This window comes from Flavobacterium sp. LC2016-12 (genome assembly GCF_015351595.1).
In the GTDB taxonomy this organism is placed as follows: domain Bacteria; phylum Bacteroidota; class Bacteroidia; order Flavobacteriales; family Flavobacteriaceae; genus Flavobacterium.
The window spans coordinates 793,361-809,914 of sequence record NZ_JADKPT010000001.1 but is presented as its reverse complement, the minus strand read 5'-3'; the positions used below and the strand labels follow the sequence as shown (position 1 = coordinate 809,914).

The following is a 16,554-nucleotide window of genomic DNA, read 5'->3' as shown; positions in this document are numbered from 1 at the left end:
TAACACATAATAATTCTAATCTATGAAAACTAAGCTTATATAAGCCATAAAATAAATTTGAATTTAAAATGTAGAATAGTATCTTTTGAGCGAAACTAAAAGTCATTTTTATCTTTCTTAAAAGGGTGATTAAAATATTTTTTAACCGTTCCCAGGAAATTATAAACCAAAAAAAAGCCTCCAAAATCAAATGATTTTGGAGGCTTTTTTATATTATAAATTAAAAATTACATCTCGTTCAAATCGTTGAATTCGTGTAATGATTTCAATGTGCTTTCGTAAAATAAAATTGCAGCGATTAGATTTCCTTTATCTGAATAAGGCATCATTTTTCTCTGAAATTCTACTGTAGTATCTAAAAATGTAGTTGTTCCAATTGCTTGTCCGTCTAATACTTTTTTGTGCTCAGAATCGTCTGGAATACCTAAATCGGCCATAGTCACACCTGGTTTAGTAACCAAAGCAATATAAGGTAGCGTTTTTACTAAAACTTTAATACGCTCAATGTATAATTCCAAAAGTTCACCTTTTTGCATACCACTTAATTCTTTTTGATCATGGTATTTACGGATGATAGCTGTTGTACTGATAATACTTCTTGGAGCATTTTTTGCCTGTGCTGAAACAGCTTCAGTTGATAAGAAGAAAAGGAAACTAAGTAGGAAAATTGTGCTTTTCATTTTGAGAATGTAATTGGTTGTTAATAGGACAAAAATATATAAATTAACTTAAACTGCAACTGTATTGATTTCTTTTTTTTAATTTAAATTTAACAATCAGCCTAAAAGCTAAAATGGCCTAATCAATATAGAAAAAAGATGGATTACAAAAAAACGTAATTAACCACTGTTTATCAACACATTAACACGCTTATGACTTAATTATTCTAAAACGTCCCGGATATTTTATATATATACTTTTTTTGTTTCCATAATAATCCATAAAGTCTTCACAAACAAAAACGGCATGTGCAGTTGACCAGGCAACTACTCCGCAGAATTCACTTCCTGATTCGCGCTTTAATTTTTGTATTTCTTTGCCTTCTTTAAACCCTAGATATTTGTAAATTGTTGGAGTATATACTTCACCTTCCTCTAAATCCTCCAAAGCTTTATCAAAAGTTGCCTTCTTATCAATAATTTGTTTGTACTTTGCCATTACAGCATAGGTCAATACTGCATAATCTGTTATTTTTTCGCTTTCACAATTTTCCTTTATAAATACAAAGTCAGCAGAAAATTTAGCTTTGTTTAATTCATCATTTTTCAGGTTGAATGATGCACTATTTTTTAATGTAATTTTATAGGTAGTGTCGTTTACTTTTTCAGTCACAAAAAGATTGTCCAGTCCATAAACATTTAAAGCAGCTTTAATAAAAGCAATCGATGAGCAATTTGTACGCTCTCCTTGTTTAAAGCTTTCGAATATTTTATCCGCGCTCAATTGTGAGTAAGCGTTGGAACAAAAGAACATTAATAATATAACTATTGAACTAACAAATTTCATTTTATGTTGTATTTTATAATTTCCTCATAGCATTTTTGAGGATTCATAGATTATACAAATCTATTAAAATCAATTCATAATTTTTTTTTAGTTCTTAATTTTTTTCAAATATTGTAAATAGAAATCTTTAAAAAGAGGCTAATTTGGTCAATCTAAATTATGTATCAATTAGCAGTTAAGCACATACACCAAAAAAAACGTCTCAAATAAAGTTTGAGACGTTTAGCTTTTATTTTTTTTCTTCGTTATTCAATTTATCATCGAATTCTGGTGTTTCACCTTTAAATTTATGAGTGTCAACATCATAATTTTCATCATTTGTTAAAACTTCATCATGTTCTTTATATTGATGTTTTCTCGTATCACTTCTATCAGCGCCAGTTTTTTGATTAGTGCTTTTCGGATTTTGATTATTTGTGTTCATAATAATACGTTTTAAAGTTTAAATAAAATTACTTTAAACTGTATTGATATGCTTATATAATCATCAATAAAAGTTATAAAATACAACTATAACAAGAACTACTCTATCTTGCTGTTAAATTTAGAGAAACTGTAGAAAGGTTTCCTAACCCATCATAACGTTCTGCCCAAATTTCAATAATATCTCCTGTTTTCATTTGTACCGATCCTATGATAGGCACCGCTACAATACCCGCAGTCGTAAGAAGCCCGCTACTAGCTCTTCCGTATACCTTCGTTTCAGTAAGAACTGTATTGTTTTTTGCTATGTAAAAAATAAAAGTTGCGTCGGCAGTAGTTTGATAGGAAACTGAAGCAACTACTTGAAAATATCTCGTTTTGTTTCCTCTATACGTAATTATGTTATCTCCATCTCTTGTAAAACGAAACAAATTATTAGAAGTAGTAGTTCCTACTAATTTCTTTCTGCTTGCAGTCCCCGTACCAGAAAAAGTAGTTGACACACCACTTCCAACATTAGCGCTCAGATTTATATCGCCAGTAGCATCGCTATCCCCTTCTCTTGGAATACCCGGTGAATCTACTGTCCACGCATTACTAAAATTATATCCCGGATAAGTTGATCCTGCCGGATAACGATTGATAATACCAGAAGGAGCTGTAGTAGTACCAGAAAAAACGGTACCTATTAAAATACCGGTTCCAACTGAAGTACTAGTCAAACCGCTAACATTCATCGCAACATCTGCAACGTCGACCGTACTAAAACCACTATTTTTTTGTATTAAACTAAAGTTACCGGTAAATGTTTCAAAAGTTCCTACATTAGAACTAAACCATGCCTGGTTACTTAGTAACAAATTTCCAATATTAGAATACGTAATTCCACCGTTATTAGTTACAAACTGAACGATATTACCAAAATACAATCCCAAACCTGAAATAGTTCCCACGCCTGCAGTCATCCCACTTATAACGGTATTCTGAACCAAAAGAGAGGTATTAGAAGCTATTCCGGGACCGGTAATATTAAAAGCACTTGCTCCCTGTAAAGTAACATTTCTAATACTGCCTCCTGTACTTCCCTGAAAAACAACTCCTGGAGCTTGTAAAATATCTTCATTTGTGTCAAGTCCTGATACATAAGCATTGTTTAAATCAATAGGAGCTGTTAAAGCTATAGTGCCATTAATTTCATAGAGGGTATTTGAAGTTAATAAATATCTTGTATTCCCTCCTGCTAATAATTCTGGTGCCAGGTCTGTTACCGATTTAACCAGTTTATAATTGTTTCTTAAAGCGGAACCTTCATTAGCAATTTTGACCCATGAGGTGGTAGTTAAATTATAGTAATAAAAGGCTTTTACAGTAGTGTCATAAACTAATAAACTTTCAGCAGGAGTAACAATTGCAGTTCGTTGTGCTGTTGTCATTCTGGGTGCTAACATACCTTTTGTTGTAGAAGTTATATCTAAAACAGAACTTACATTTGGTGTAACAGTACCAATACCAATTTGTGCATGACCAAGGAAGGTTAAAAAGAAGAAAAACAGTACTAGTACATTTCCTGTATTTTGCGGAGTAGATATATTTATCATAATTTCTCTATTTTTGGTTGCTTTGATTTCCTATTTTAAATTTTAATTATCTGGCTGAATTTGAAATAACCACTTTCTCTGTCAATTTTTTATTTTCTGTTGTTAAAAACTCAACTATATAAATTCCATGACTTAAGCCATTAGTTGAAAAAGAAAAATTTGCCTCTGATCCCAAATCCTTTTTCGATAAAACCACCTTACCCAGCATATCATAGATTTTTACAGACTTTATTGCTATATTATTTGGGTTTGAGGCTTTTAAAACATTGTTATTATTATCCTGGAAAATTATAAATTGCTTGTGGGCTTCTTCAGATACGCCAAGTGTTTCACTTGTAAAAGTGATTTTAAATCTGTCTGAATATATTCCGGGGGCAACGGTTACCTGATAACCTTCATTTTTGATATCATGATAAGATTGATCCAGTGCGTCATAAAGATAAATTGACTGTGAAGTATCAAAATTTATTACTTCCGGAATATAAAATTTAAAAGTAGCGCTGGTCCCTGCTTTTACTGTTATGGGTATTTTTTTTGTTTGATCAAAATTTAAGCCCTGAATGACATAACTACTGTTTTCAATCCAAAAAGCCACATCATTAGGAGGACTGGTGTCCATGTTCAGAGCATCAATACCAATATCTACACCATCTGTAGCCTCAGGCAAAAAAGCCAATGCCAGTTGTCTGGTAAACTTATTGTCGATAATTGTATTAAGTTTAAAATACTGAAAAACGTTTACCTCCTCATTACTATTAGTTTTATCAGCAGCTTGTTTTGTTTGTTTTTCAAACTGAGAAACCCCTGGACCTTCTTTAGTATATATACGATGTGCGTTTTTAAAAGTTGCTGTACCATTAGCATTAGCAAAAACAACAAACCCCTGGCCTATTGGCGCATATCTGCGGGGAATAGAAAGTGATGAAGATAAGCCTGTTGTATTTAAAGTTCCATCCTGATTATAAGAATTAAATGTCGCTGGCACATAGACACCGTCAACACCTACAGACATTGGTGAATAACTTCCGTAACCACCTCTATAGGCAGCGAGAAAGTGAGAATTTACTGTTTTGTCCTGTTCCCAAAAATAAGCAATTCCACCAGTTGCCAGATTATCCGAATCTAAAAGGAAGGCATTTAAATGCAATGCCGATGGATATGGATTACCTGTTAAAGTTGAATTATTAGCACCTAAATTGATCGTAATATTTCCATCGTTAGGTTTTCCTCTAAAATCATATCGTTGGGCACTTCCTGAATTATTGACCACACCAGTTCCTTCAGGGTCAGCACTATCTGTTCCGCTGGTTCCTTTCATAGAAAAACCTTCTCCGGCAGCAATTGTGCTTGCTCCTCCTACAAATACCCATTGCGAATAGTTATTTGCATTTATTAGCTTATGTATCCAAACTGATGAAATAGCCAGCGGATTGGCTGTTCCGTTATAATTGCTTATCACTGTTGCAGGGTTTGACAATGTAGATGTGGTTGGCTGATTGAGCATTGTAATGCCGAAATTTTCATTTCCCACTGTTGCAGAAGCATTTCCTACAGGCGAACACCAATAATTATATTCAAAATTATCACTGGTACCTTCCTGATATACGGATAGTTTCCCTTGTCCGGTATTGGTTGATGCAAGAGTCGTACCCTGAATTAATTGTCCATTATTTCTCAGATACAAGTTTGAGTTTGCTTCTAAGTTAATGTTCTGTTGTACAAAAAGAATTTCGCTTTTAACGTACATATTTGCAGTTGGTCCAAAATAAATCTGGGCAAAACATTTTGAAGTACTAAGTACTAATAAAAATAATATTCTTGTCATAATTTCAAATTAGAGGTACAACAAAACAACTTAGAGATTTTATAACTAAGCCTTCTTTTTATTTACAATCAGAAAGCCTAATAAAATAGCAGAAGCAACTAAAAACAAGATTTTATCATTAATGGTTGCAGGTAATCCTACGGGAGGCGGAATCGTGGGCGGAGGTGGTCCCTGGCCCTGAAACGAATATATATAATTAGAGAAAAAAAACAATAAAAATACCAGTAACACCATTTTACATTTCATAATATTCAATTTTGGGGTATTAAATAGCTGCAAAAAAATCTTAAAGAAAAAATTAAGATATTTTCAGATGAAAGTTGGAACAGGAGAAATTCTAATATTCCGATTTAGATTGCAAAGGCAATGTCCTTATGCTTTACGTGTTTTGGTGTCATAAAATTATGATTAATCTTACATTAATTTTTATATTTTAAACCTGAGATTTTATATAATTCCCACATTAACAGTATTATTGTAAAAAATAACCGTCCGTACAAGTCTTCAATTGTCTATTATAATTTTTCGCCAAAAAATGTAAACAAGTCTTGTACTGGTACTCTTTTGTTTTAAATTTGCCGGCATAATCAAGCAAGTGATTAACTAATTTTTCTGGGAGATACTCAGGAATAAATGACCTAATTCAAGGAAGTAAAAAGTGGAGAATAAACAAACGAGCTGGAATATTTGTCACGAATGTCAGGGACGAGGCAAAAAAAGTCAAAGGCTCACTAAGAAAGTACGACTCCGCTACCAGACAGAACTTGACCTATTTGAAAAATCGAAAGACGAAGGATCTGCTCCAATTCGCCCTAAGGCCCACTTAAACGTATGTCTTAACTGTTCCGGATCCGGATTACTTGCTTCTGAAATCCCTCCTATTGCTGATAATGAAAACTATCCACATATTGCTATTATTGGTGGTGGTATTGGTGGAGTTGCTCTTGCAGTAGCTTGTTTACACCGCGGAATTCCTTTTACTCTTTATGAACGCGATAGCAATTTTGATGCGCGATCACAAGGTTACGGACTTACTTTACAACAAGCCAGTAAAGCAATTGAAGGACTTGGAATTTTTTCTTTAGATGAAGGCGTCACTTCGACAAGACACTTAGTTCACACTACTGATGGAAAAGTGATCGGAGAATGGGGTATTAGAAAGTGGCTACAATCAGAAGCTAAAAATTCTCTAAAGCGTACCAATATTCATATAGCTCGCCAATCTTTACGTTTAGCTTTGTTAAAACAACTCGGCGGAGACGAAAAAGTACAATGGGGGCATCAATTAATAGATTTTAAAGAAACTGATGATGAGTCTATTGCTCTAACTTTTCAGGTTAATGATGAAATCAAGAACGTTAAAGCTGATCTTGTCGTCGGCGCTGATGGTATTCGTAGTTCTGTCCGACGATTATTGATTGGTGAAGAAATTACTCCTCTACGTTATCTTGGCTGTATTGTTATATTAGGAATTTGTCCGTTAAGTGCATTCAAAAATCTTGAAAACCCTTTACTCGATTCGGCTACTGTATTCCAAACCGCCAATGGCAATGAACGTATCTACATGATGCCTTACACGTCTGACGCTATAATGTGGCAACTTAGTTTTCCAATGAGTGAAGAAGAAGCGAAAACTTTAAGCGCACAAGGAACACATGCTCTCAAAGAAGAAGCTTGCCGCAGAACACAATGGCACGACCCTATTCCGCAGATTTTGGCGGCAACTTTGGAAACTCAAATTTCCGGCTATCCAGTTTATGACAGGGAATTACTCACTTCAGAGTTATTAGAGAAAAGTGGAAAAGCTACTTTAATTGGAGATGCGGCCCACCCAATGAGCCCGTTCAAAGGACAAGGTGCAAATCAAGCTTTACTAGACGCACTCTCGCTCGCACGAGGTATTGCAAAAGGATGTAAATCTTTAGTGCATTGGAAAAAAATAGGAATAAGAGAAAGTGTTTTAACTGAATTTGAATCCGAGATGTTAGAGCGCAGTGCTGTTAAAGTGAAAGATTCCGCCGCGGCAGCAGAATTCCTGCATTCTGACATTGTGCTTCATGAAGGCGATGAGCCCAGAGGACGGTGTTTGAAGAAAAAAGATTTGTAGTTCTGTTCTACCTTATATAATTGGGCGAAACACATTTCTGCCAGTATTCTACTATGCTTTTTATCATCTCTTTCATTTCTACAAAATCATATGGTTTTATAAAAAATCCCTGTACCGATTTTGAATAGGCTTCTACAACATGTTTTTGTTCTGCACCTGTAGTGAAAAATAAGTAAGGAATAGACTTCATTCTCAAATCTTCATTTTCATGAATTTTTGAACGCAACTCTATTCCGTTTAATTTTGGCATATTTATATCCGAGAAAATAATAAAGGGCTCAATAGCAGTTGCAGTTAAATAATTAAGTGCCATTTCTCCATCATTAAAGAAAATAATTTCATTCTTGTAATGAAGTTCTTTAAATACTAAAGCCAGGATTTCCTGATCATCCGGGTCATCTTCTATAATAATTATTGGTCCGCCCTTATTCATGAATTCTTTTGTTAATTGGTACCGGGAAAGATACTCTTTTAATTTAAACGGAAAGTAATTTTCGTTTTCTAACCAAACAAAACGTAAAATAGCTCAAAAATAATTATCGTAAGTTGTCATCCTATAATAATACTCGCAAGAAACACGTGTTTTATCAGTTAATTTAACTATATTCGTTAAAAATCATAATTCCTTACTTTACAATTTAAGGTCTCCATTCTAATAATTACTAAAATATAGGTGCTTTTCCAGCAAATTACTGCCATTATTTTTCTAAATATAAATTCGTATTATATGAATAACAAAGAAAAAAATGACAAAAAGGAAATAATCCTTTACTCAGATCAAATCGCTTTTCATGAAAAAGAAAAGGATCAAAAAAGTCCAGATCTGCCTCTCCTAAAAAAAGAACTTCCGACAACAAATAATGAGAAAATACAAAATATTGCTGAATTTATCGTTGTCACTACAAAACCCGCCAAAAAAAGTGATAAACAGACCACTGAAATTCATGACCTAAAGGAACAATTAAAGGCAAAAGAGCAATTATTGAATAATCATATCAATGCTATTAACTCTACAAATGCATCATTGGAGTTTGATCTTGAAGGTAATATCCTGAGTGCCAATAAAAATTTCCTTGAAATAATGGGTTACAATGAAACTGATTTACTCGGAAAACATCATAGCCTACTTGTTGATTCCTCTTATTCAAAATCTAATGCTTATCAACTGTTTTGGAACAGCTTAAGAAAAGGAATTTATCAAAAAGATGAATTCATACGAGTTGCTAAAAATGGTAAATTAATATGGCTTTTTGGCAGTTATAACCCTATTTTGGATACTGATGGCAATCCCTATAAAATTCTAAAGATTGCTACAGATATTACACTTGCAAAAACACAATTTTTGCAGTTGGCAGTTCAGGCTCAGGAAAAGGAAAAAAGGGCCTCTGAATTAATCATAGCTAATAAAGAACTTGCTTTTCAAAATGAAGAAAAAGAAAAACGAGCCGCCGAACTAGTGATCGCCAACAAAGAATTAAAATTTCAGAACGAACAAAAAGAACAGCGGGCAAAGGAATTAATTATTGCCAATAAAGAACTTGCTTTTCAGAATAAAGAGAAAGAAAAACGCGCTGCAGAACTAGTTGTCGCCAATAAAGAATTAAAATTTCAGAATGAACAAAAAGAACAGCGGGCCAAGGAGTTAATCATTGCCAATAAAGAACTTGCCATTCAGAGTAAGGAAAAAGAAAAACGTGCAGCGGAGTTGATTATTGCCAATAAGAAATTAGCAGCCGAAAATATTCTGAAACAAAAAAGAAAGGTGGAGAAAGAAAAGCGTGCAGCCGAATTAATTGTTACCAACCGGGAACTTGCTTATCAGGAAAAACGAACTAAAGAATTGACACTAGCAAACGATGAGCTCAAGAAAGCTCAGGAAGAACTGGAGTCGTTTTCTTATTCTGTTTCGCACGATCTTCGGGCACCAATACGCGCCATTAATGGTTATACACAAATTCTTATAGAAGATCATATTGACGCCATTGACGATGATGGAAAAAATGTACTTAACGGCATAATAAAAAACTCTAATAAAATGGGAGTTCTTATAGATGATTTACTAGCCTTCAGTAAATTAGGCCGCAAACAGGTATCCTCTATGAACATAAATATGAAGTCACTTGTAAATACTGTTATAAGCGATTTAACCATTGAAAAAGGCGAAAACACACCCATATTCGAAATCGATGAACTTGCCCCGGCAAATGGAGATCCTTCGTTAATTAAACAAGTGTGGATCAATTTAATATCGAATGCAATCAAATATTCAAAATATAAATTAGAAACCCGAATTAAGATAACATCAACTTCCAAAAATGATAAAATCATATATAGTATAAAAGATTGGGGTGCAGGCTTTGACATGGAATATTATGATAAATTATTTGGTGTCTTCCAGCGTCTGCACTCACAGGAAGAGTTTTCAGGAACAGGCATCGGTCTTGCAATAGTCCAAAAAATAGTAAACCGACACTACGGAACAGTGTGGGCAGAATCAAAATTAGACGCAGGTGCAAAATTTTACTTTAGCCTGCCAGATATTAAACATTAAAAGATAAAAAAATGAATTACGACGATATTGAAATTTTATTTGCCGAAGACAGCATGGAAGATGCTACACTAACGATACGTGCCTTAAATAAAAGCGGTTTTACAAACAAACTTTTACATGTAAAAGACGGAGCAGAAGCACTTGATTTTATGTATTGTAGAGGAATTTATTCCGAAAGAAATCCAAAATCACATCCCAAACTTTTTCTTTTGGATTTAAAGATGCCAAAGATGTCCGGAATACAGGTGCTTGAAAAAATTAAAAGTGATGTTCAATTTAAATCAATTCCTGTAGTTATCCTGACTTCTTCGCAAGAGGATCCTGATATAGCTAAATGCTACAGTTTGGGTGCCAACAGTTATATCGTAAAACCAGTAGACAGTAATAATTTTTTTAATGCCATAAAAGATATGGGGATGTACTGGATGATACTCAGCCAGCCTGCAATCTAAAGTCAAAATTGAACAATTATTTAATCTGAAACTATGATTCCTTATCAAATAAAAAAAGATATAAAAGTTTTGTTATTAGAAGACAATACTGCTGATGCGGACTTAATAGTAAGGCATTTGACAAAATCCGGATTGTCATTTAGCTCAAAAATAGTTGAATCCAGAAGGTCATTTGAAGAAGCTTTGGATGCCTTTTGTCCGGATATTATTTTATCAGATTATTCATTACCAGCATTTGATGCTGTTTCTGCCTTTAAGCTAATTAAAGAAAGGGAACTTAACATACCTTTTATAATTATTTCAGGTACTATTGGTGAGGAAAATGCGGTAATGCTCATAAAAGAAGGAGTAACAGATTATGTTTCTAAAAATAATTTTTCATCCTTATTACAAAAGATCACTCGCGCACTTAAAGAAGCTGAGGAACTAATAGAGAAAGAAGATCTCCTTCAGAAATTAAAAATACAAACTGCAGCACTACTAATAGCCAATCAGGAATTAGAATTTCAAAATGCTGAAAAAGAAAAAAGGGCTATTGAGTTACTTAATGCAAATAAAGAATTACTTGCCTTCAATTTCATCTCCAGCCATGATCTCCAGGAACCACTTCGAAAAATTCAAATCTTCATTTCAATTATGATGGAAAAAGAAATGAAAACTATGACCGAAGATGGAAAAAACAATTTAAATCGTATACATGTCGCGGCAACAAGAATGAGACAACTCATTGAAGATTTAATGGATTTTTCAAGGGTAAGTACAGTAGATCATCAATACGAAATGACCGATTTACAAGATATTATTGATGATGTAAAATTAGAACTCAACGATACTATTCGTCATAAAAAAGCTGTTTTTAAAATAAATGGATTAATGCCTGTCAATGTTATGCCCTTTCAATTTAGACAGCTACTTTACAATTTAATAAGTAACTCACTAAAGTTTTCTATCCCTGAAGTTCCGCTTCAAATTACCATACAATCTGAAATTCTTAAAAATGAAGAGTTCAGAAGGCTTAATTTGCCCAACAGTCCACAAATTTGTGATTATTGGAATTTTAGTTTTCAGGATAACGGAATTGGTTTCGAAGCACAGTACAATCAAAATATCTTCGTTATTTTTCAGAGACTGCATCACACTGAGCATTATTCCGGAACTGGAATTGGTTTAGCTATAGTAAAGAAGATTGTCGATAACCATAACGGAATTATAGTTGCTGATGGCAATTTAAATAAGGGCGTTATATTTAACATCTACATCCCAATTGATAAAATATTTAAGAAGATCCCGGAAGATTTGAAAACCTCAGAACAATTTTCCGAAGTAGCCGCTAATGATTTACAAAACGCATATGAAATGCATTAGTCTTCTCCGTTCATATTCTACTAAAATTAATTAAATTAGCTAAAGAATATTCTTGGGCCAGATAATAATCATTCAAAAAACATTTGAATCTGATCTAATATATGCAATGGTATATTTAAATATTTCAAACAAACAGACGGTGTAGTTAAATACAACATTAATTTTTTCCTTTTATAAATTAAAAGAATGCTTGATAACTTTCCTTTCTATCTTGGTATATTAATTGTTATTTTATTGCTGATCATGATAGCCAATAAAGTAAAAGTAGCTTACCCTATTTTATTGGTATTAGCAGGATTGGCCATTAGTTTTATTCCCGGCGTGCCTGCAATTAATATCGAACCTGAACTCATATTTATTATATTCCTGCCTCCATTATTATATGAAGCAGCGTGGACCGTTTCGTGGAAAGAAATGTGGCGTTGGCGCAGAATTATTACAAGCTTTGCTTTTGTTGTCGTTTTCGTTTCTGCACTTTCAGTAGCACTTGTTGCTAATTATTTTATTCCGGGCTTTTCATTGGCATTGGGTTTTGTTTTGGGTGGAATTATCTCTCCCCCAGATGCAGTAAGTGCGGGTGCTATTTTGAAATTCGTTAAAGTACCAAAAGCAATCTCATCTATTCTGGAAGGCGAAAGTTTATTGAATGATGCGTCTTCCTTAATCATTTTCAGATTTGCCATGATTGCGGTTGCAACAGAACAGTTTATATTTGTTAAGGCTGCCACAAGTTTTAGCTGGATGATTATTGGCGGAGTTTCTATAGGATTACTAATTGGATGGCTTTTTATGAAAGCCCATAAATATTTACCCACTGATACCAATGCAGATATTGTTCTGACGCTTCTTACACCATATATCATTTACCTGGCTGCCGAAGAAGTTCACTGTTCCGGGGTTTTGGCTGTAGTAAGTGGAGGTTTGCTTTTATCAAATAACAGACATCGTTTTCTTACCAGTAAATCTCGTTTACGCGGTGTAAATGTTTGGGAGAGCCTCTGTTTTATATTAAACGGATTCGTATTTATGTTAATTGGACTAGATCTTCCACAAATTACGAAAGGGCTTGAAGACGTTAGCCTTCCCTCTGCTATTGGTTATGGAGTACTTATCACATTTGTATTAATAGTAAGTAGAATGCTTTCTTCATATGGCGCTGTAGTAGTAACAATGATTGCCCGAAACTTCATTACTGTGGCTGATAAAAGGAATCCAGGTATAAAAACACCTTTTATACTTGGTTGGACCGGAATGAGGGGTGTTGTTTCCCTGGCCGCTGCACTTTCAATACCTGTTTATTTGAATAACGGAAATGGTTTTCCGCAACGAAACCTTATTTTGTTTATTACCTTTATTGTTATTCTTTTGACTTTGGTAATTCAGGGACTAACGTTGCCTTATTTTATCAGAAAAATTAATCTTACGGACATTTATGATCCTATTCCGCGTGAGGAAGCTTATCATACAGTACGAAAAGAATTAGCAGAACACGCTATAAATTATCTAAAAACACATTATAGCGGAGAGGTTAAAGAGAATACACCATTGCAGCATCTCATTCAAAAATGGGAACTTCACAGCAACGGAATAGATGACGAATCGATTGGCGACGAACTTAAAATTATTTATCTCGATCTGTTAAACGAACAAAGACAATGGCTGATCGATAAAAATAAGAAAGATAAAACTTTAGACGAATCCATAATTAGAAGACAAATGTATTACTTGGATATTGAAGAAGAAAAATTACGCTTTCTTTAATTGATCTATCTTCTAAGTAATATTATTTGTAAAACTTCATCAGTAATAAAAAAAGCCAAGATAATAATACAATTATCTTGACTTTTTCATCATTAACAAGTTTGAAACAATTACTTCTTAGCTTTACTTTTATTTTTGTTCTCTTCAATTCTTTTCGCCACATCTCGCTCGACCTGATCTAAACTAAAACTTGCAGGTGGCTGGCTTGGTGGATACTCGACAAAAGTTTCCAGAAATTTAGCCGCATGAATTGTCATGTCAGCCATTATATAAGAATTTTTAACTCTAAAATCGTCATATTGATCTGAAACAACATCGGCACGTTCATATGGGTCCATGCGGAGATTAAAGATTTTAGGAACACGATAGGTGGTAAAAGGTTCATACCAAACGGCAAAACCACCTGGCGCTTTATTTTCTCGATAAACTGCTTTCCAATTACCAACTCTGTAGGCAACTATTTCTGCATCATCATTAAAATAAGCAAATTCAGTTCTGTTCCCTTTTGGCTGTTTTCCTGTCAGATAATCCAATTGGTTATAACCGTCAAGGTGAACTTTAAATTGTTTGCCTCCTACAGAAGTTCCTTTTAATAAACGCTCTTTTATGGTGGTATCACCAGCTGCAGCAAGGACCGTTGGAAACCAATCGAGTGCCGAAAATATTTCGTTAGATACAGAACCTTCTTTGATATTTCCTGGCCAGCGGATAAACGCCGGAACACGGAAAGCTCCCTCCCAATTAGAGTCTTTTTCACTTCTAAAAGGCGTTGTCGCGGCATCAGGCCATGTAAATTGATTTGGACCATTATCTGTACTAAAAATAACAATAGTATTTTCTGCAATACCTAATTCATCTAAGGCTTGCATTAATTTACCAACATTCATATCCATTTCAATCATACCATCAGCATACTCATTTCCTACCATTCCGCTTTGTCCTTTCATAGATTCACGAACGTGTGTAAAAACATGCATTCTGGTAAAATTCATCCAGGTAAAAAATGGTTTTCCACCCTCTTTTTGTTTTTTGATAAATTCGATACAGGCAGCTGTTGTTTCATCGTCAATGGTTTCCATTCTTTTTTTAGTCAATGGTCCTGTATCTTCTATTTTTCCACCTGCAAAAGTGTGCAATACTCCACGTGGACTATTTTGCTTAACAAATTGCGGGTCTTTCTCTGTGGGCCAGTATGGTCTTTCTGGCTCTTCCTCTGCATTTAAATGATATAGGTTTCCAAAAAATTCATCAAAACCATGATTCGTTGGCAAATATTCGTCACGATCTCCCAAATGGTTCTTTCCAAATTGACCTGTTGCATAACCCAATGGTTTTAAAGCCTGGGCAATTGTAATATCACGATCCTGGAGCCCAACTGCTACACCCGGAATACCAACTTTAGATAAACCAGTACGTTTCGGACTTTGCCCCGTAATTAGGGAAGATCTTCCGGCAGTACAGCTATTTTCGGCGTAGTAATCTGTAAACATCATGCCTTGACTGGCTAGCTTGTCCAAATTTGGAGTTCTGTAACCAACAACACCAAAAGAATAAGCACTGATATTTGTCTGTCCAACATCATCTCCAAAAATGATTAAAATATTGGGCTTTGATTTATTGCCTTGTGCAAAGCAGCCTGGCAAAATGACGAAAAACAATAAAATTATTATAACAAATTTCATTATTTCGCCCTCGTTAAATAGCTTAATAAATTTCATAATAAATTGATTTTAAGTTTATATCAGGAATATTTACTAGTAAATATTACATAAAGATATTTTATAAATATTTTGTACGATTAATCAGAGATAAAAAATGCGTTCCACTTTATAGAATGGAACCAATTTTAAAAGGATATTGAACAATTAAGCTGTTTAATAATTAAAAACTTATTAGATCCAGAGTCTGGTTTTTTGTAAATTTGATTGAACTACCTTTTAATGTAAAATTAAGACTATGAAGATTTTACCATCAAATTCTACTTTACTTGTTATTGATGTACAGGAAAAATTATTACCTAAAATTCACGAAAATAAAGAAGTAATAAAAAGTGTGATATGGGCTGTAGATTTAGCACAAACAATAGGAATTCCGCATATTCTCACCGAGCATTGTCCTCATAAAATAGGAACAACACCAGTTGTATTACGCGATAAATTCAAAGAAAAAGATATTGTGGCAAAAGTTTATTTTTCTGCTGTTCGCGAAGGAAATCTTATCGATAAGATACAAAAGGGAAGAAAGCAAATTATTGTAACGGGAACTGAAGCACACATTTGCGTACAGCAAACTGTTCTGGATCTTTTGGAATTGGATTATCAGGTTTTTATACTTGATTCGGCTGTGGGAACGAGAAATCCAAATGACAAAGAAAGAGCACTCGAAAGAATGAGTAAAAACGGAGCGGAAATAATCACACCTGATATGCTCGCATTTGAATGGCTGGAAAAAGCAGAAACACCACTCTTTAAGGAAGTACTTACTAAATTTATTAAATAATGAATAACATAGAAAATAGCAATTTTAAAAAGCTTCTGGGTATTTGGAAAACCTCTGGCATCATTACATCTGATCAAAAAAAACTGGAATTGACCGGAATTGACAGCTACGAATTGATTCTCAAAGGAAATTACATTTTGCACAAAGCAGCTGTAAAAATGGGAACGGAAAAAAGTGAAACGTTTGAAATTATTGCATTGTTGAATAATTCAATAGATTTTGCTAAAATGCACTATTTCAATTCAAAAGGTGAAGATGGTGTAATGAAGAGCTCGATAATCAACAATGAATTTGACATACAAGGTAAAGGCCTTAAATTTTCCGGAGAGATAAATGATGAAAATACCTTAATTACTGGCAAATGGTTAACTCAATCAGAAGATGGAAATTGGAGTGAATTCATTAAATTAAAACTCGAAAAGCAAACCAATAAATAAACCGCAATAGTAAATTTATAAGAATTTAGT

General features: G+C 33.9%; 15 protein-coding genes. 7 read left to right on the top strand and 8 right to left on the bottom strand.

The window, feature by feature from the left end:
• Positions 1–227 precede the first annotated feature (227 nt).
• The 6 genes from IRZ99_RS03400 to IRZ99_RS03375 all read right to left on the bottom strand — a co-directional run bounded on the left by IRZ99_RS03400 (position 228) and on the right by IRZ99_RS03375 (position 5,598).
• Positions 228–680 (bottom strand): hypothetical protein, encoded by a 453-nt coding sequence (locus IRZ99_RS03400; RefSeq protein ID WP_072970905.1) that lies wholly within the window; start codon positions 678–680, stop codon positions 228–230.
• A gap of 190 nt (positions 681–870) precedes the next feature.
• Entirely contained in the window at positions 871–1,506 is a 636-nt protein-coding gene (locus tag IRZ99_RS03395) for a hypothetical protein (protein ID WP_194655923.1), read from the bottom strand.
• Positions 1,507–1,735: 229 nt separating this feature from the next.
• Positions 1,736–1,930 carry a hypothetical protein gene (locus tag IRZ99_RS03390; protein ID WP_194655922.1) on the bottom strand — a complete coding sequence of 65 codons (195 nt, stop codon included), beginning with the start codon at positions 1,928–1,930 and terminating at the stop codon, positions 1,736–1,738.
• A 103-nt stretch (positions 1,931–2,033) separates the two neighbouring features.
• Complete coding sequence (locus IRZ99_RS03385) at positions 2,034–3,527, bottom strand: hypothetical protein (protein ID WP_194655921.1); 1,494 nt, start codon at positions 3,525–3,527, stop codon at positions 2,034–2,036.
• Positions 3,528–3,573: 46 nt separating this feature from the next.
• Entirely contained in the window at positions 3,574–5,352 is a 1,779-nt protein-coding gene (locus tag IRZ99_RS03380; RefSeq protein WP_228519003.1) for a T9SS type A sorting domain-containing protein, read from the bottom strand.
• Between the two features lie 45 nt (positions 5,353–5,397).
• Entirely contained in the window at positions 5,398–5,598 is a 201-nt protein-coding gene (locus IRZ99_RS03375) for a hypothetical protein (protein ID WP_194655920.1), read from the bottom strand.
• A gap of 412 nt (positions 5,599–6,010) precedes the next feature.
• Between IRZ99_RS03375 and IRZ99_RS03370 the strand changes: the two genes are divergently transcribed.
• Entirely contained in the window at positions 6,011–7,459 is a 1,449-nt protein-coding gene (locus IRZ99_RS03370) for an NAD(P)/FAD-dependent oxidoreductase (RefSeq protein ID WP_194655919.1), read from the top strand.
• Between the two features lie 7 nt (positions 7,460–7,466).
• Here the strand turns inward: IRZ99_RS03370 and IRZ99_RS03365 are convergent, their stop codons facing one another.
• On the bottom strand, positions 7,467–7,892 hold the full coding sequence (locus tag IRZ99_RS03365; RefSeq protein ID WP_194655918.1) for a response regulator: 426 nt from the start codon (positions 7,890–7,892) through the stop codon (positions 7,467–7,469).
• A 294-nt stretch (positions 7,893–8,186) separates the two neighbouring features.
• On the opposite strand from IRZ99_RS03365, the gene IRZ99_RS03360 reads away from it, so the two are divergent.
• The 4 genes from IRZ99_RS03360 to IRZ99_RS03345 all read left to right on the top strand — a co-directional run bounded on the left by IRZ99_RS03360 (position 8,187) and on the right by IRZ99_RS03345 (position 13,588).
• Entirely contained in the window at positions 8,187–10,010 is a 1,824-nt protein-coding gene (locus IRZ99_RS03360) for an ATP-binding protein (protein WP_194655917.1), read from the top strand.
• Positions 10,011–10,021: 11 nt separating this feature from the next.
• Positions 10,022–10,462 (top strand): response regulator, encoded by a 441-nt coding sequence (locus IRZ99_RS03355; protein ID WP_194655916.1) that lies wholly within the window; start codon positions 10,022–10,024, stop codon positions 10,460–10,462.
• 33 nt (positions 10,463–10,495) lie between these two features.
• Entirely contained in the window at positions 10,496–11,827 is a 1,332-nt protein-coding gene (locus IRZ99_RS03350; RefSeq protein ID WP_194655915.1) for a hybrid sensor histidine kinase/response regulator, read from the top strand.
• 186 nt (positions 11,828–12,013) lie between these two features.
• Entirely contained in the window at positions 12,014–13,588 is a 1,575-nt protein-coding gene (locus tag IRZ99_RS03345; RefSeq protein WP_194655914.1) for a Na+/H+ antiporter, read from the top strand.
• A 110-nt stretch (positions 13,589–13,698) separates the two neighbouring features.
• Here the strand turns inward: IRZ99_RS03345 and IRZ99_RS03340 are convergent, their stop codons facing one another.
• On the bottom strand, positions 13,699–15,306 hold the full coding sequence (locus tag IRZ99_RS03340) for an arylsulfatase (RefSeq protein ID WP_228519002.1): 1,608 nt from the start codon (positions 15,304–15,306) through the stop codon (positions 13,699–13,701).
• 238 nt (positions 15,307–15,544) lie between these two features.
• Here IRZ99_RS03340 and IRZ99_RS03335 point away from each other — a divergent pair, with 238 nt between their 5' ends.
• On the top strand, positions 15,545–16,087 hold the full coding sequence (locus tag IRZ99_RS03335; protein WP_194655913.1) for an isochorismatase family protein: 543 nt from the start codon (positions 15,545–15,547) through the stop codon (positions 16,085–16,087).
• Positions 16,087–16,524 (top strand): hypothetical protein, encoded by a 438-nt coding sequence (locus IRZ99_RS03330; protein WP_194655912.1) that lies wholly within the window; start codon positions 16,087–16,089, stop codon positions 16,522–16,524. The genes IRZ99_RS03335 and IRZ99_RS03330 overlap by 1 nt, the downstream gene beginning before the upstream one ends.
• The last annotated feature ends 30 nt before the right edge of the window (positions 16,525–16,554 follow it).

Excerpts from the sequence above, each read along its gene's own strand:
- IRZ99_RS03400 (WP_072970905.1), bottom strand. The coding sequence starts at position 680 with ATGAAAAGCACAATTTTCCTACTTAGTTTCCTTTTCTTCTTATCAACT.
- IRZ99_RS03395 (WP_194655923.1), bottom strand. The coding sequence starts at position 1,506 with ATGAAATTTGTTAGTTCAATAGTTATATTATTAATGTTCTTTTGTTCC.
- IRZ99_RS03390 (WP_194655922.1), bottom strand. The coding sequence starts at position 1,930 with ATGAACACAAATAATCAAAATCCGAAAAGCACTAATCAAAAAACTGGC.
- IRZ99_RS03385 (WP_194655921.1), bottom strand. The coding sequence starts at position 3,527 with ATGATAAATATATCTACTCCGCAAAATACAGGAAATGTACTAGTACTG.
- IRZ99_RS03380 (WP_228519003.1), bottom strand. The coding sequence starts at position 5,352 with ATGACAAGAATATTATTTTTATTAGTACTTAGTACTTCAAAATGTTTT.
- IRZ99_RS03375 (WP_194655920.1), bottom strand. The coding sequence starts at position 5,598 with ATGAAATGTAAAATGGTGTTACTGGTATTTTTATTGTTTTTTTTCTCT.
- IRZ99_RS03365 (WP_194655918.1), bottom strand. The coding sequence starts at position 7,892 with ATGAATAAGGGCGGACCAATAATTATTATAGAAGATGACCCGGATGAT.
- IRZ99_RS03360 (WP_194655917.1), top strand. The coding sequence starts at position 8,187 with ATGAATAACAAAGAAAAAAATGACAAAAAGGAAATAATCCTTTACTCA.
- IRZ99_RS03355 (WP_194655916.1), top strand. The coding sequence starts at position 10,022 with ATGAATTACGACGATATTGAAATTTTATTTGCCGAAGACAGCATGGAA.
- IRZ99_RS03350 (WP_194655915.1), top strand. The coding sequence starts at position 10,496 with ATGATTCCTTATCAAATAAAAAAAGATATAAAAGTTTTGTTATTAGAA.
- IRZ99_RS03345 (WP_194655914.1), top strand. The coding sequence starts at position 12,014 with ATGCTTGATAACTTTCCTTTCTATCTTGGTATATTAATTGTTATTTTA.
- IRZ99_RS03340 (WP_228519002.1), bottom strand. The coding sequence starts at position 15,306 with ATGAAATTTATTAAGCTATTTAACGAGGGCGAAATAATGAAATTTGTT.
- IRZ99_RS03335 (WP_194655913.1), top strand. The coding sequence starts at position 15,545 with ATGAAGATTTTACCATCAAATTCTACTTTACTTGTTATTGATGTACAG.
- IRZ99_RS03330 (WP_194655912.1), top strand. The coding sequence starts at position 16,087 with ATGAATAACATAGAAAATAGCAATTTTAAAAAGCTTCTGGGTATTTGG.